This window comes from Pseudomonas sp. MSSRFD41, assembly GCF_014230245.1.
Classification (GTDB): Bacteria; Pseudomonadota; Gammaproteobacteria; order Pseudomonadales; family Pseudomonadaceae; genus Aquipseudomonas; species Aquipseudomonas piscis.
In genome coordinates this window covers 53910-66674 of the sequence record NZ_JACKZK010000018.1, presented here as the reverse complement: position 1 = coordinate 66674, position 12765 = coordinate 53910, and the positions used below count along the sequence as shown (strand labels likewise).

The following is a 12765-nucleotide window of genomic DNA, read 5'->3' as shown; positions in this document are numbered from 1 at the left end:
CATGGCTCGTCGTCGTCAACATGAAGAACACGTCAACCACGAGCGTTGGTTGGTTTCCTACGCCGACTTCATCACCCTGTTGTTCGCGTTTTTCGTGGTCATGTACTCGATTTCCTCGATCAACGAGGGCAAGTACAAGGTCATTTCCGAAGCGCTGGTCGGGGTCTTCACCGACTCCGATCGCGCCCTCAAGCCGATTCCCATTGGGGACGAACGGCCCAAGACCGTGACTCCGGCCAAGCCGCTGGTCAAGGACAGCGAGCAGATCGATGCCGGCATCTCGGGTGGCAGCGACCCGCTCAAGAGCATCGCCGACGATGTCAACGCCGCTTTCGGCGACCTGATCAGCTCCGACCAGATGACTGTGCGTGGCAACGAGCTGTGGTTGGAGATCGAGCTCAATTCCAGCCTGCTCTTCGGCAGCGGCGATGCCATGCCCAGCGACAAGGCGTTCAACATCATCGACAAGGTGGCGAAGATCCTCAAGCCCTTCGACAACCCTATCCATGTCGAGGGTTTTACCGACAACCAACCGATCCAGACCATGCAGTACCCCACTAACTGGGAGCTGTCTTCGGCCCGTTCGGCAAGTATCGTGCGCATGCTGGCGATGCAGGGGGTGAACCCGGCACGCATGGCTTCGGTGGGTTATGGCGAGTTCCAGCCGGTGGCCAACAATGCCACTGCCGAGGGCCGGGCACGCAACCGCCGGGTGGTGTTGGTGGTATCGCGCAACCTGGATGTGCGCCGTAGCCTGACCGGTACTGGCAGCGCCAATGCAACGCCGGATGCGGCACTCAAGCGGGCTGGCACACAAACTGCACCAACCGCGGTGAGATCGCCGGTACAGGGCAGTGCCGTCAATTCTCCGTCACCTGCTTTATAACTTTGCGCTATGTCTCGCCCTGCTGTGGCTGGGCGGGAGGAACAAACTGAATGAGAGTCTGGGCTGTTGCCAATCAAAAGGGTGGTGTCGGTAAAACCACCAGTTCCATCGCTTTAGCCGGCTTGCTGGCGGAGGCGGGCAAGCGCGTGGTCGTGGTCGACCTCGATCCCCATGGTTCCATGACCAGCTATTTCGGTTATGACCCCGACAGCCTGGAGCACAGCAGCTACGACCTGTTCCTGCACAAGGGCAACGTGCCCGAGGATCTGCCTGGGCAACTGTTGCTGGGCACCAGCCACGAGCGGATTTCGCTGTTGCCGTCGAGCACGGCCCTGGCCACCCTGGAGCGCCAATCCCCCGGGCAGAGCGGCCTGGGCCTGGTAATCGCCAAGAGTCTGGCGCAGCTGTGGCAGGATTTCGACTACGCGGTGATCGACAGCCCGCCGTTGCTTGGGGTGTTGATGGTCAACGCCCTGGCGGCCAGCCAGCAACTGGTGATTCCGGTGCAGACCGAGCACCTGGCGGTCAAGGGGCTGGAGCGCATGGTCAATACCCTGGCGATGGTCAACCGCTCGCGCAAGCAGCCATTGCCGTTCACCATCGTGCCGACCCTGTTCGACCGACGGACCCAGGCCTCGTTGGGTACCCTGCGGATCCTGCGGGACAAGTTCCCGGAGCAGATCTGGCAAGGCTACATTCCGGTCGATACGCGCTTGCGTGATGCCAGCCGGGCGGGGGTCACGCCTTCGCAATTCGATGGCAAGAGCCGTGGTGTGCTGGCCTACAAGGCCTTGCTCAAGCATCTGCTGGCGCAACAAGCTGTGGCGCAGGTGGCCTGACGTGAAGTGCCATTCAAGTCGTCCGGCAGCCCGGCCGATAACCCCTACAGTTCACTGTGTGGGGTTTTGTGCGTGGGTGTCCTCATGAATCGTCCACTGGATGTCAAGAACCGGCCGCAGCTGGCGCTGCAGTCGTACCTGGACGCCTTGCTGCAAGAAGCCACCGAGGACGAGCCGCTTCCCGAGGTCGTTGCAGAGCCGGCTCTGCCTGTCATTGAGGCCCGTACCGATGCCTCCAGCGAGGTGCTGGACGAATTCCAGGCCGCGGTACTGGAGGAGCAGGCCCGGGATGCACGGATCCACTACCAGGCACCGCCTGCCGTTCAGGCCGAGGCACCTGCTGCGGTGCCCGTGGCTCCCGTGCAGGATGCACCGGCACCCCTGCCGGCCTCGATCTCACCCGTGGTGCCGATGCTCCAGGCCTTGGTGCCGCCCGTGGTGGAGGTCCACCTGCCACCTGGCAACACGCCGCCACCGGTCGCCGGTAGCGATCGGCCGGCTTGGGCGGCCGAACCTTTCGAATGCCTGTTGTTCGATGTCGCCGGCCTGACCCTGGCGGTGCCCCTGGTGTGCCTGGGGTCGATCTACTCCCTGGCGGGCCAGGACCTGACGCCGTTGTTCGGCCAGCCGGAATGGTTCCTCGGCATCCTGCCGAGCCAGGCCGGCAACCTGAAGGTGCTGGACACGGCGCGCTGGGTCATGCCGGATCGTTATCGCGACGATTTCCGCCAGGGCTTGCAATACGTTATTTCGGTCCAGGGCTATGAGTGGGGGCTGGCCGTGCACCAGGTCAGTCGTTCGCTGCGCCTGGACCCCAATGAAATCAAGTGGCGCAGCCACCGGGGCCAGCGTCCGTGGCTGGCCGGTACGGTAATCGAACACATGTGCGCGTTGCTCGACGTCGCCGAGTTGGCGCAATTGATCGCCACCGGTGGTGCCAAGCAGCTGGCGATCAGTCAAGCGGCCCACAAGCCGAAGTGAACCAACAACAGGTCGCGCCAGTGGGGCGGGGCCATACAGAACACACGCCGTTGCCAACGGTATTTTGAGGGGTCAGGGTATGAATAAGTCGTCGTCTGCACAGGGTTCCGAAGATCCGATCCTGCAATGGGTCACCTTCAAGCTGGATAACGAGTCCTACGGCATCAACGTGATGCGCGTCCAGGAGGTCCTGCGCTACACCGAGATCGCCCCGGTGCCGGGGGCTCCGAGCTATGTGCTGGGCATCATCAACCTGCGCGGCAACGTGGTGACCGTGATCGACACTCGCCAGCGTTTTGGCCTGGTGCCCACCGAAGTCAACGACAACACCCGGATCGTCATCATCGAGGCTGACAAGCAGGTGGTCGGGATCATGGTCGACAGCGTGGCCGAGGTGGTCTACCTGCGCCAATCCGAAGTCGAGACCGCGCCGAATGTCGGCAACGAAGAATCCGCCAAGTTCATCCAGGGCGTCTGCAACAAGAACGGCGAGCTGCTGATCCTGGTAGAGCTGGACAAGATGATGAGCGAAGAGGAATGGTCGGAACTGGAGAGTATCTGATTGATCCTCGAGGTAGCGGTAATCATCCTGGCGATCCTCTGGGTCGCCACCCTCGCGCTGTTCCTGTCCTTTGCCCGCAACCAGCGGCAGATCGCTGCGCAGCAGGCCGAAGGCGATGCCCTGCGCGACCTGCGAATCAAGGAACTGGCCAAGCGGGTCGATCATTACCAGAACGGCACGGTGCGCATGGGCGAGGACTTGCACGAGCTGCGGGCGGTGGTGGCGCCGTTGCCGGACAAGCTGGCCCAGCTGGAACAGCGCGATCCCTCCACCTTGTCCTTTGCCCAGGCCGTACGGTTGGTGGGCATGGGCGCCAGCGTCGACGAGCTGACCCAATCCTGCGGCCTGACCCAGGCCGAGGCCGAGTTGGTGAGCAAGCTGCATAGAGGCTGAGCATCAGCTTCAAGCATGCAGCTTGCGGCTCATGCTCTTCTAGTCATCGTCGCCGCGCTCGGTGACGTCCTTTTCCGTCTCTATCTGCCGTGGATCGTGGCCTGCCGGGAACTTGCCCTTGAGGTTCCAGGCGAAGGCGATGATCTCGGCGATGGTCCGGTACAGCTCCGGCGGGATGCTGTCGCCCAATTCCAGGCGCGCCAGCAATCTGACCAGTTCGGCGTTCTCATAGATCGGCACTTCATAGTCGCGGGCGATCTTCAGGATCGCTTCGGCCAGTTCGTCATCGCCCTTGGCGGTGAGTGTCGGAGCCTGCTGGCCATCGTATTTGAGGGCGATGGCCTGGCGAGGTGGGGCAGAGTGCTTCATGCGGTTTCGTCGACCCAGCGTTGTTCCAATCGGGTGCGCGGGCCTTGGGGCGGGATGCCGAGATGGCAATCCAGGTCGCCGACATCCAGGCCCGAGGCCAGCAGGCGCTCGCGCAGGCTGCCCAGGTGGCTTTCGATCAGGCTCGCGGTGTAGGGGCGCTCGGCCCATAGTTGGCTGGACAAGCGGCCCTGGAGCAGTTGCGCCTGGACCTGCAGCGGCCCCAGCGGCTCGAGGTCGAAGGCCAGGTCGACCCGCCACAAGGCTTGCCGGGGCTCGCGTTCTTCGCGTTTGTCCTGGGCTTGCTGTTCTGCTTGCGCCGGTTCCTCACGCTGCAACTTGACCTGCAGGGGCACGATGTCCTGCAGGTTGCGCATCGGGATTTCCAGCTGCCAGGTGGTCAGCTGGCGGCCATCGTCGGTACGCCCGCTTTGTTCCAGCCCCGCCAGTTGGTGGCTCTGCAGGCGCGACACCGCCGCGGCGGCCAGGCGCAGCAGTTGTTCCAGGCTGCCCGCGCCTTCCAGGCTTTGCAGCAGGCGCTCCGGCAGCGGGAATCCCCCGGGCGTGGTTTTGGCGCTCACCTGGCCCAGGGTGCCCAGGGCGCTGCGTACAAAGCTGGGCAGGGACTGGGCCAGGGTATTGGCGGCGAGGATCGCGTTGAAACTGGTGGAGGAGGGCAGGGCCGGGGTCAATTGGGCGATCAGGCGCAGCAGGTCGGTCTTCAGATCCGCGGCCTGGCCCGGGTTGCCGGCAGCCAACCGGGCCTCGAGGAACACGCCGCTGCCCAGCAGCGCCTGGGCCACTCCACGGGCGCTGCTCATTTGCTGTGCGTTGGGCAGGTTGCCCAGCAGGCGTTCGACCGCGGCGCGCAGATCGCTGGTCGGGCCGGGCTGGCCGTTGTCGACGGGCAGGTTCTGCAGGGCGTTGAGCAGGCCGCCCAGGGAGCCCTGGCGACTTTGCTGGCTGGCCAGCTGGGCGGCGATCGCCAATTGCTCCTGGCGGTTGCTCAAGGGGACGAAACTCAGGGTCTGGGCATCCGTCACCAGGGCGCTCAGCAGGCTGCCGATACGCAACGGCTGCGGGCTTTCGATGGCCAGGGTGCTGCCGCTCTGGGCGGTATTGAGCAGGCTCACCAGGGAGCGGTACAGCGCTGGCTGGTTGTCGCCCTGGGGCAGCAGTTGCGAGGTCAGGACCTTGCCCTGCAACAGGGTGCCCGGAGGCAGTTGGCTGGTATCCAGGCGGGTCAGGGCGGCGACGCTGGAGGCGATGGCCTGTTGCACGGTAATGGCCAGGTTGGCTGCCGATGGCTGGGTCACCGCCAGGCTGGTGCCCTGGGGCAGGGGTTGGTTGCTGGTGGCTTGCAGGGTGGTTTGCCGGCCATTGTCCAGGGTCAGCTTGAGCAGCAGCTCGAAGGTCTGGTCCGTCTGCTTGAGCGACAGCACTTCGGCCCGGGCGCTCTGGCCGGGCGCGATCAACCCCTCCAGCGGTGGCGTCAGCTTGAGCAGTTCACCGCTGGGCAGCTGCGCGCGCGAGGCTCCGGGAGCGGGCGTCGACGGCAGCGGGAGGATGTTCATTTCGCCTGTCATTCGGACACAACCTGTGGAAATTAACCCCCTGTAAAGTAGGGACTCACATGTATAATGCCGCCCGTCTTTTAAGGAGTGGTAAAAACAATACAATTGTTTGACGCAGCTCTCTAGAACAGGCCGCCAATGCATTTATCCTGCATTCCTTTAACGGCCGCTCCACTGCCGACTTGAACCCGTAAAGGCCCGCTATCCCTTGACCAGCCCTCTTCTCGAAGCCGTTGCACTCGCTTGTGAGCGCGATTGGCGGATGCTCTTTGAACACCTCGAGTTGCGCTTGACGGCTGGAGACATGGTGCAGATCAGCGGTCCCAATGGCAGCGGCAAGACCAGCCTGCTGCGCCTGCTCGCCGGGTTGATGCAGCCCACCAGTGGCCAGGTGCTGCTCAACGGCCAGCCGTTGCAGGCCCAGCGCGCCGAACTGGCCCGCAATTTGTTGTGGATCGGCCATGCCGCCGGCATCAAGGACTTGCTCACCGCCGAAGAGAACCTCAGCTGGCTCTGTGCACTGCACCAGCCGGCCCGGAGCGAGGCGATCTGGCAGGCCCTGGCCGCCGTCGGCCTCAAGGGGTTCGAAGACGTTCCCTGCCATACCCTGTCCGCCGGCCAGCAGCGCCGTGTGGCCCTGGCCCGCTTGTACCTGGACAGTCCGCCGCTGTGGATCCTCGATGAACCCTTCACCGCCCTGGACAAGCAGGGCGTGGCGCAACTCGAGGAACACCTGGCTGCCCATTGCGAGCGTGGCGGCACGGTGGTGCTGACCACCCACCACACGCTTGGCCGCATGCCCTCGGGATACCGCGATATCGACCTGGGACGGTGGGCCGCATGAGTGTCTTTGCCTTGTTGGTGGCCCGTGAGGCACGGCTGCTGTGCCGGCGCCCGGCAGAGTTGGCCAACCCCCTGGTATTTTTCGCGATAGTCGTCGCCTTGTTTCCGCTGGCGGTGGGACCTGAGACACAATTGTTGCAAACCTTGTCTCCTGGCCTGGTCTGGGTGGCGGCGCTGTTGTCCGTCCTGCTCTCGCTGGACGGGCTTTTCCGCAGTGATTTCGAGGATGGATCCCTCGAGCAGTGGGTCCTTTCGTCGCACCCCCTGGCCCTTCTGGTGCTGGCCAAGGTGCTGGCACACTGGATTTTCTCCGGGTTGGCCCTGGTCTTGCTCGCGCCCTTGCTGGCGGTGATGCTCGGGCTGCCGGCCGCCTGCCTGCCCGTGCTGCTGCTCTCGTTGTTGCTGGGGACGCCGGTCCTCAGTTTGCTGGGGGCGGTGGGCGCGGCGCTGACGGTAGGGCTCAAGCGCGGCGGCCTGTTGTTGGCGCTGTTGATCCTGCCCTTGTACATCCCGGTATTGATTCTCGGCAGTGGCGCCTTGCAGGCGGCATTGCAGGGCTTGCCGACTACAGGGTTCTTGCTGTGGCTTGGTAGCCTGGCTGCGCTGGCAGTGACCCTGACACCCTTTGCAATAGCGGCTGGCCTGAAGATCAGCGTCGGCGAATAATGAGGTCTGGTTGTTTTTTAACCAGTAAAGACCCTGGCTGTTCGTGTAGACGAAGAGCAACCGTGATGGAAACAACGAATGAACTGGACCTGGTTTCACAAGCTCGGCTCGCCTAAATGGTTTTACGGCATCAGCGGCAAGCTGTTGCCCTGGCTGAGCGTCGCCGCCGTGTTGCTGATTGGTATCGGCGTGGTCTGGGGCCTGGCCTTCGCGCCACCGGACTACCAGCAAGGCAACAGCTTTCGCATCATCTATATTCATGTGCCGATGGCGATGCTGGCCCAGTCTTGCTATGTGATGCTGGCGGTGTGTGGGGTGGTCGGGCTGGTATGGAAAATGAAGCTGGCCGACGTTGCCCTGCAATGCGCCGCGCCCATCGGTCATTCCATCACGTTCCTGGCGCTGGTGACCGGGGCCATCTGGGGCAAGCCGACCTGGGGTTCCTGGTGGGTCTGGGATGCCCGGCTGACCTCGATGCTGATCCTGCTGTTCCTGTACGCCGGCCTCATGGCCCTGAACGCCGCCATCAGCAACCGTGACAGCGCCGCCAAGGCCTGTGCGGTGCTGGCGATCGTCGGGGTGGTGAACATCCCGATCATCAAGTACTCGGTGGAGTGGTGGAACACCCTGCACCAGGGGGCGACCTTCACCCTGACCGAAAGGCCCGCCATGCCGGTGGAAATGTGGCTGCCGCTGTTGCTGACGGTACTGGGTTTCTATTGTTTCTTCGCCGTGGTCCTGCTGCTGCGCATGCGCCTTGAGGTACTCAAGCGCGAAGCCCGGACCAGCTGGGTCAAGGCCGAAGTCCAACGCAGCCTGGAGGCCGCACAATGAGTTTTGCATCCTTCAGCGACTTTCTCGCCATGGGCCATCACGGCCTGTACGTCTGGTCGGCCTACGGTATCTGCCTGGTGGTCCTGGTGCGTGAGCTGGTGGCGCCGATCCTCGACCGCAGGAGCTATCTGCAACAAGAGGCGCGTCGTCTGCGCCGGGAGAACGGTAAGTGAATCCGCTGCGTAAAAAGCGTCTTTTGATCATCCTGGCGATCCTGGTGGGTGTCGGCATCGCCGTCGGCCTGGCCCTCAGCGCACTGAAGGAAAACATCAACCTGTTCTACACCCCGACCCAGATCGCCAATGGCGAAGCCCCCCATGACACCCGCATCCGCGCCGGTGGCATGGTCCAGGCCGGCTCGCTGGAGCGCTCCGCCGACTCGCTGGACGTCAAGTTCGTGGTCACCGACTTCAACAAGTCGGTGACCATCACCTACCGTGGCATCCTTCCGGACCTGTTCCGCGAAGGGCAGGGCATCGTCGCCCTGGGCAAGATCAACGCCGATGGCGTGGTGGTCGCCGATGAAGTACTGGCCAAGCACGACGAGAAGTACATGCCGCCGGAAGTCACCAAGGCCCTGAAAGACAGCGGCCAGTCGGCACCGACACCGGCCAAGGAGGGTTGAGCCATGAGTTCCGCTTTGTTCGTTCCCGAGCTCGGCCACCTGGCGATGATCCTGGCGTTGTGCCTGGCCCTGGTCCAGGCGGTGGTGCCGTTGCTGGGCGCCTGGCGTGGCGACCGGTTGTGGATGAGCCTGGCGCAGCCGGCGGCCTGGGGGCAGTTCGCCTTCTTGGTATTTGCCTTCGGCTGCCTGACCTACGCCTTCATGAATGACGATTTCTCGGTGGCCTACGTCGCCCACAACTCCAACAGCGCCTTGCCCTGGTACTACAAGTTCAGCGCCGTATGGGGCGCCCATGAAGGCTCGCTGCTGCTCTGGGCGCTGATCCTGGGTGGCTGGACCTTCGCCGTGTCGGTGTTCTCGCGGCAGTTGCCGCAAGTGATGCTGGCCCGGGTGCTGGCGATCATGGGCATGGTCAGTACCGGCTTCCTGTCGTTCCTGATCGTCACCTCCAACCCCTTCGCGCGGATCCTGCCCCAGGTCCCGGCCGATGGCCGCGATCTCAACCCGCTGTTGCAGGACATCGGCCTGATCGTCCACCCACCGATGCTCTACATGGGCTACGTGGGATTCTCGGTGGCCTTCGCCTTCGCCATCGCCGCGCTGCTCGGCGGTCGCCTCGATGCCGCCTGGGCCCGCTGGTCGCGGCCCTGGACCATAGTCGCCTGGGCCTTCCTCGGCATCGGCATCACCCTGGGCTCCTGGTGGGCCTACTACGAGCTGGGCTGGGGTGGCTGGTGGTTCTGGGACCCGGTGGAAAACGCTTCCTTCATGCCTTGGCTGGTAGGCACGGCGCTGATCCACTCCCTGGCCGTCACCGAAAAGCGCGGGGTGTTCAAGAGCTGGACCGTGCTGCTGGCCATCGCCGCCTTCTCCCTGAGCCTGCTGGGCACCTTCCTGGTCCGCTCCGGGGTGCTGACCTCGGTCCATGCCTTCGCCGCCGACCCTGAGCGCGGCGTGTTCATCCTGTTCTTCCTGTTGTTCGTGGTGGGTGGCTCGCTGACCCTGTTCGCCCTGCGCGCACCGGTGGTCAAGAGCCAGGTGGGCTTCAACTTGTGGTCCCGGGAAACCCTGTTGCTGGGCAACAACCTGGTGCTGGTGGTGGCGGCCTCGATGATCCTCCTGGGGACCTTGTACCCGCTGGTGCTGGACGCCCTGAGCGGCGCCAAGCTGTCGGTGGGGCCGCCGTACTTCAATGCGCTGTTCATCCCGCTGATGGCCCTGTTGATGGTGGTGCTGGCGGTGGGCGTGCTGGTGCGCTGGAAAGACACCCCGGTCAAATGGCTGCTGGGCATGCTGGCTCCGGTGTTGCTGGGCAGCGTGGCCCTGGCCGTGGTGGCGGGCATCGCCTATGGCGACTTCAACTGGGCGGTGCTGGCGACTTTCCTGCTGGCGGCCTGGGTGGTGTTGTCCGGAGTGCGGGATATCTTCGACAAGACTCGCCACAAGGGCTTGCTCAAGGGCCTGCCGAGCCTGACCCGCAGCTACTGGGGCATGCACCTGGCGCACCTGGGGATCGCGGTCTGCGCCCTGGGCGTGGTGCTGTCGAGCCAGAGCAGCGCCGAGCGCGACCTGCGCCTGGAGCCGGGCGAGTCCATGGAACTGGCCGGCTACCACTTCATCTTCGAAGGCGCCAAGCACTTCGAAGGACCGAACTTCACCTCGGACAAGGGCACTGTCCGCGTCGTGCGCAACGGCCAGGAAGTGGCGGTGCTGCATCCGGAAAAGCGCCTGTACACCGTGCAGAGCTCGATGATGACCGAGGCCGGGATCGACGCCGGTTTCACCCGTGACCTGTATGTCGCCCTCGGCGAGCCCCTGGGCAATGGCGCCTGGGCGGTGCGGGTGCACGTCAAGCCGTTCGTGCGCTGGATCTGGCTCGGCGGCCTGCTGACCGGCCTGGGCGGGGTGCTGGCGGCGCTGGACCGGCGTTATCGAGTCAAGGTCAAGAGCCGGGTGCGTGAAGCGCTGGGCATGACAGGAGCCACTGCATGAAACGCTGGATGATGATGTTGCCCCTGGCGCTGTTCCTGGTGGTGGCGGTGTTCCTCTATCGCGGGTTGTACCTGGACCCCGCCGAGCTGCCATCGGCGATGATCGGCAAGCCGTTCCCGGAGTTTTCCCTGCCTTCGGTGCAGGGCGACAAGACCCTGACCCGCGCCGACCTGCTGGGCAAGCCGGCGCTGGTCAACGTCTGGGGCACCTGGTGCATTTCCTGCCGGGTCGAGCACCCGGTGCTGAACAAGCTGGCCGAGCGTGGCGTGGTGATCTACGGGATCAACTACAAGGACGTCAACGCCGATGCCCTGAAGTGGCTGGCCGAGTTCCACAATCCCTACCTGCTGGACGTGCGCGACGAGGAGGGCTCCCTGGGCCTGAACCTCGGCGTGTATGGCGCCCCGGAAACCTTCTTCATCGACGCCAAGGGCATCATCCGCGACAAGTACGTCGGGGTGATCGACGAAGTGGTCTGGCGCGAGCAACTGGCCGCCAAGTACCAGGCCCTGGTCGACGAGGCCAAGCCATGAAGCGCTGGTTGATCGCGGCCCTGCTGGGCCTGGGTATCGTCGGGGTGGCCCGGGCGGCCATCGACACCTACCAGTTCGCCAATGACGGCGAGCGTGAGCGGTTCCACGAGCTGACCAAGGAGTTGCGCTGTCCCAAGTGCCAGAACCAGGACATCGCCGACTCCAACGCGCCCATCGCCGCGGACTTGCGCAAGGAAATCTTCCGCATGCTCGGCGAAGGCAAGGACAATCAGCAGATCATCGACTTCATGGTCGATCGCTACGGTGATTTCGTGCGCTACAACCCGGCCCTGACCGGCAAGACCGCCTTGCTCTGGTTCGGCCCCGCCGGGCTGCTGCTGGGCGGCGTGGTGATCATCGCCGTGATTGTCCGGCGCCGCCGCGCTCAGCGTAGCGACAGCCCGAACACGCTTTCCGCCGAAGAGCGGCAGCGCCTCGACCAACTGCTGGATAAAAACCACCCATGACTGATTTCTGGCTCGCGGCAGGCCTCTTGCTCCTGATCGCCTTGAGTTTCCTGCTGATCCCGATACTGCGTGAGCGTCGCGTCCAGCGCGAAGAGGACCGGACCGCGCTCAACGTTGCGCTGTATGAAGAACGCCTGGCCGAGTTGCAGGGCCAGCAGCAAGAAGGTGTGCTCAGCGCCGAACAACTGGACAGCGGCCGGGCCGAGGCCGCCCGCGAGCTGTTGGCGGACACCGAAGGCAACGGCCAGGTGCGCAGTACGCGGCTGGGCAAGCCGCTGCCCTTGCTGGCGGCGGTGCTGGTGCCGCTCCTGGGCCTGGGCCTGTACCTGCACTTCGGCGCCAGCGACAAGGTCGAGCTGACCCGCGAGTTCGCCCAGGCGCCGCGGACCATGGAGGAAATGACCCAGCGCCTGGAGCGTGCGGTGGCGGCCCAGCCGGACTCCGCCGAAGGCCTGTACTTCCTCGGGCGCACCTACATGGCCCAGGATCGGCCGGCGGATGCGGCGAAGATCTTCGAGCGCACCGTGGCCCTGGCCGGGCGCCAGCCCGAGCTGCTGGGGCAGTGGGCCCAGGCCCAGTATTTCGCCGATGACAAGAAGTGGTCGGACAAGGTACAGGCCCTCACCGACGAAGCGCTCAAGGCCGATCCCAATGAGGTCACCAGCCTGGGCCTGCTGGGTATCGCCGCCTTCGAAAGCGAGCGGTTCCAGGACGCCATCGACTATTGGAAGCGCCTGCAGGCGCAACTGCCGCCGGACGACAAATCCCGTGCAGCCCTGCAAGGCGGGATCGACCGGGCCAGCGAGAAGCTGGCGGCAAGCGGTGGCAAGGTGGCCGTCGAGCCCGCGACCAAGGCCAAGGGGGCGCTGCTCAAGGTCCGGGTCGACCTGGCCGCCGAACTCAAGGCCAAGGTCCAGCCGGGCGACAGCGTGTTCATCTTCGCCCGCGCCACCCAGGGGCCACCGGCGCCCTTGGCGGCCAAGCGCCTGACCGTGGCCGACTTGCCGGCCAGCGTCGAGCTGGGGGATGCCGACGCGATGATGCCGCAGCTGAAACTGTCGAACTTCCCTGAAGTCCAACTGGTTGCGCGTGTTTCCCGCGCTGGCCAGCCAACGGCCGGTGAATGGGTCGGACACAGCCAGCCCCTGGCCAGCAGCACCACCACGGCCCAGCAGCTGACCATCGACAGCCCGGATAAATAAAG

General features: G+C 64.5%; 16 protein-coding genes. 14 read left to right on the top strand and 2 right to left on the bottom strand.

All coding sequences use genetic code 11. The features are described from left to right. The first annotated feature begins 1 nt into the window (after window position 1). The 5 genes from motD (at window position 2) to H7A76_RS23395 (ending at window position 3661) form a co-directional block, all read left to right on the top strand. Window positions 2-886, top strand: a complete 885-nt coding sequence (motD, locus tag H7A76_RS23415; protein ID WP_185700700.1) for a flagellar motor protein MotD — start codon at window positions 2-4, stop codon at window positions 884-886. A gap of 50 nt (window positions 887-936) precedes the next feature. Further along, window positions 937-1725 (top strand): ParA family protein, encoded by a 789-nt coding sequence (locus H7A76_RS23410; protein WP_185700699.1) that lies wholly within the window; start codon window positions 937-939, stop codon window positions 1723-1725. An 84-nt stretch (window positions 1726-1809) separates the two neighbouring features. Next, window positions 1810-2706: a CheW domain-containing protein gene (locus H7A76_RS23405; protein WP_185700698.1), complete on the top strand. Its 897-nt coding sequence runs from the start codon at window positions 1810-1812 to the stop codon at window positions 2704-2706. Window positions 2707-2785: 79 nt separating this feature from the next. Beyond that, window positions 2786-3268 carry a chemotaxis protein CheW gene (locus tag H7A76_RS23400; protein WP_011060011.1) on the top strand — a complete coding sequence of 161 codons (483 nt, stop codon included), beginning with the start codon at window positions 2786-2788 and terminating at the stop codon, window positions 3266-3268. Further along, window positions 3269-3661 carry a DUF2802 domain-containing protein gene (locus H7A76_RS23395; RefSeq protein WP_185700697.1) on the top strand — a complete coding sequence of 131 codons (393 nt, stop codon included), beginning with the start codon at window positions 3269-3271 and terminating at the stop codon, window positions 3659-3661. A 39-nt stretch (window positions 3662-3700) separates the two neighbouring features. On the opposite strand, the gene H7A76_RS23390 is transcribed toward H7A76_RS23395, so the two are convergent. Together H7A76_RS23390 and H7A76_RS23385 are read right to left on the bottom strand one after the other, a co-directional pair. Continuing rightward, a complete protein-coding gene (locus H7A76_RS23390; protein WP_185700696.1) occupies window positions 3701-4030 on the bottom strand; it encodes an EscU/YscU/HrcU family type III secretion system export apparatus switch protein in 330 nt (109 codons plus the stop codon). Further along, window positions 4027-5613: a flagellar hook-length control protein FliK gene (locus tag H7A76_RS23385; RefSeq protein ID WP_185700695.1), complete on the bottom strand. Its 1587-nt coding sequence runs from the start codon at window positions 5611-5613 to the stop codon at window positions 4027-4029. The genes H7A76_RS23390 and H7A76_RS23385 overlap by 4 nt, the downstream gene beginning before the upstream one ends. 196 nt (window positions 5614-5809) lie before the next feature. On the opposite strand from H7A76_RS23385, the gene ccmA reads away from it, so the two are divergent. The 9 genes from ccmA to ccmI all read left to right on the top strand — a co-directional run bounded on the left by ccmA (window position 5810) and on the right by ccmI (window position 12763). Then, on the top strand, window positions 5810-6445 hold the full coding sequence (ccmA, locus tag H7A76_RS23380; protein WP_085595838.1) for a cytochrome c biogenesis heme-transporting ATPase CcmA: 636 nt from the start codon (window positions 5810-5812) through the stop codon (window positions 6443-6445). Continuing rightward, window positions 6442-7110: a heme exporter protein CcmB gene (ccmB, locus tag H7A76_RS23375; RefSeq protein WP_185700694.1), complete on the top strand. Its 669-nt coding sequence runs from the start codon at window positions 6442-6444 to the stop codon at window positions 7108-7110. Before ccmA ends, ccmB begins: the two co-directional genes overlap by 4 nt. Before the next feature lie 78 nt (window positions 7111-7188). After that, window positions 7189-7944, top strand: coding sequence for a heme ABC transporter permease (locus tag H7A76_RS23370; protein ID WP_068578478.1), 756 nt, complete (start codon window positions 7189-7191; stop codon window positions 7942-7944). Continuing rightward, a complete protein-coding gene (gene ccmD / locus H7A76_RS23365; protein WP_022643069.1) occupies window positions 7941-8117 on the top strand; it encodes a heme exporter protein CcmD in 177 nt (58 codons plus the stop codon). Before H7A76_RS23370 ends, ccmD begins: the two co-directional genes overlap by 4 nt. Next, on the top strand, window positions 8114-8569 hold the full coding sequence (gene ccmE / locus H7A76_RS23360; protein ID WP_022643070.1) for a cytochrome c maturation protein CcmE: 456 nt from the start codon (window positions 8114-8116) through the stop codon (window positions 8567-8569). Before ccmD ends, ccmE begins: the two co-directional genes overlap by 4 nt. 3 nt (window positions 8570-8572) lie before the next feature. Then, complete coding sequence (locus H7A76_RS23355) at window positions 8573-10561, top strand: heme lyase CcmF/NrfE family subunit (protein WP_185700693.1); 1989 nt, start codon at window positions 8573-8575, stop codon at window positions 10559-10561. Next, window positions 10558-11094 carry a DsbE family thiol:disulfide interchange protein gene (locus tag H7A76_RS23350; protein WP_022643072.1) on the top strand — a complete coding sequence of 179 codons (537 nt, stop codon included), beginning with the start codon at window positions 10558-10560 and terminating at the stop codon, window positions 11092-11094. Before H7A76_RS23355 ends, H7A76_RS23350 begins: the two co-directional genes overlap by 4 nt. Continuing rightward, window positions 11091-11561 (top strand): cytochrome c-type biogenesis protein, encoded by a 471-nt coding sequence (locus H7A76_RS23345; RefSeq protein ID WP_185700692.1) that lies wholly within the window; start codon window positions 11091-11093, stop codon window positions 11559-11561. The genes H7A76_RS23350 and H7A76_RS23345 overlap by 4 nt, the downstream gene beginning before the upstream one ends. Continuing rightward, a complete protein-coding gene (gene ccmI, locus H7A76_RS23340) occupies window positions 11558-12763 on the top strand; it encodes a c-type cytochrome biogenesis protein CcmI (protein ID WP_185700691.1) in 1206 nt (401 codons plus the stop codon). Before H7A76_RS23345 ends, ccmI begins: the two co-directional genes overlap by 4 nt. Window positions 12764-12765: the final 2 nt, after the last annotated feature.

What these genes read in the sequence shown, in the direction of transcription:
- H7A76_RS23410 (WP_185700699.1), top strand. Translation starts at nt 937, where the DNA reads ATGAGAGTCTGGGCTGTTGCCAATCAAAAGGGTGGTGTCGGTAAAACC.
- motD (WP_185700700.1), top strand. Translation starts at nt 2, where the DNA reads ATGGCTCGTCGTCGTCAACATGAAGAACACGTCAACCACGAGCGTTGG.
- H7A76_RS23370 (WP_068578478.1), top strand. Translation starts at nt 7,189, where the DNA reads ATGAACTGGACCTGGTTTCACAAGCTCGGCTCGCCTAAATGGTTTTAC.
- H7A76_RS23345 (WP_185700692.1), top strand. Translation starts at nt 11,091, where the DNA reads ATGAAGCGCTGGTTGATCGCGGCCCTGCTGGGCCTGGGTATCGTCGGG.
- ccmI (WP_185700691.1), top strand. Translation starts at nt 11,558, where the DNA reads ATGACTGATTTCTGGCTCGCGGCAGGCCTCTTGCTCCTGATCGCCTTG.
- H7A76_RS23385 (WP_185700695.1), bottom strand. Translation starts at nt 5,613, where the DNA reads ATGACAGGCGAAATGAACATCCTCCCGCTGCCGTCGACGCCCGCTCCC.
- H7A76_RS23400 (WP_011060011.1), top strand. Translation starts at nt 2,786, where the DNA reads ATGAATAAGTCGTCGTCTGCACAGGGTTCCGAAGATCCGATCCTGCAA.
- ccmD (WP_022643069.1), top strand. Translation starts at nt 7,941, where the DNA reads ATGAGTTTTGCATCCTTCAGCGACTTTCTCGCCATGGGCCATCACGGC.
- H7A76_RS23390 (WP_185700696.1), bottom strand. Translation starts at nt 4,030, where the DNA reads ATGAAGCACTCTGCCCCACCTCGCCAGGCCATCGCCCTCAAATACGAT.
- H7A76_RS23355 (WP_185700693.1), top strand. Translation starts at nt 8,573, where the DNA reads ATGAGTTCCGCTTTGTTCGTTCCCGAGCTCGGCCACCTGGCGATGATC.
- H7A76_RS23405 (WP_185700698.1), top strand. Translation starts at nt 1,810, where the DNA reads ATGAATCGTCCACTGGATGTCAAGAACCGGCCGCAGCTGGCGCTGCAG.
- ccmB (WP_185700694.1), top strand. Translation starts at nt 6,442, where the DNA reads ATGAGTGTCTTTGCCTTGTTGGTGGCCCGTGAGGCACGGCTGCTGTGC.
- H7A76_RS23350 (WP_022643072.1), top strand. Translation starts at nt 10,558, where the DNA reads ATGAAACGCTGGATGATGATGTTGCCCCTGGCGCTGTTCCTGGTGGTG.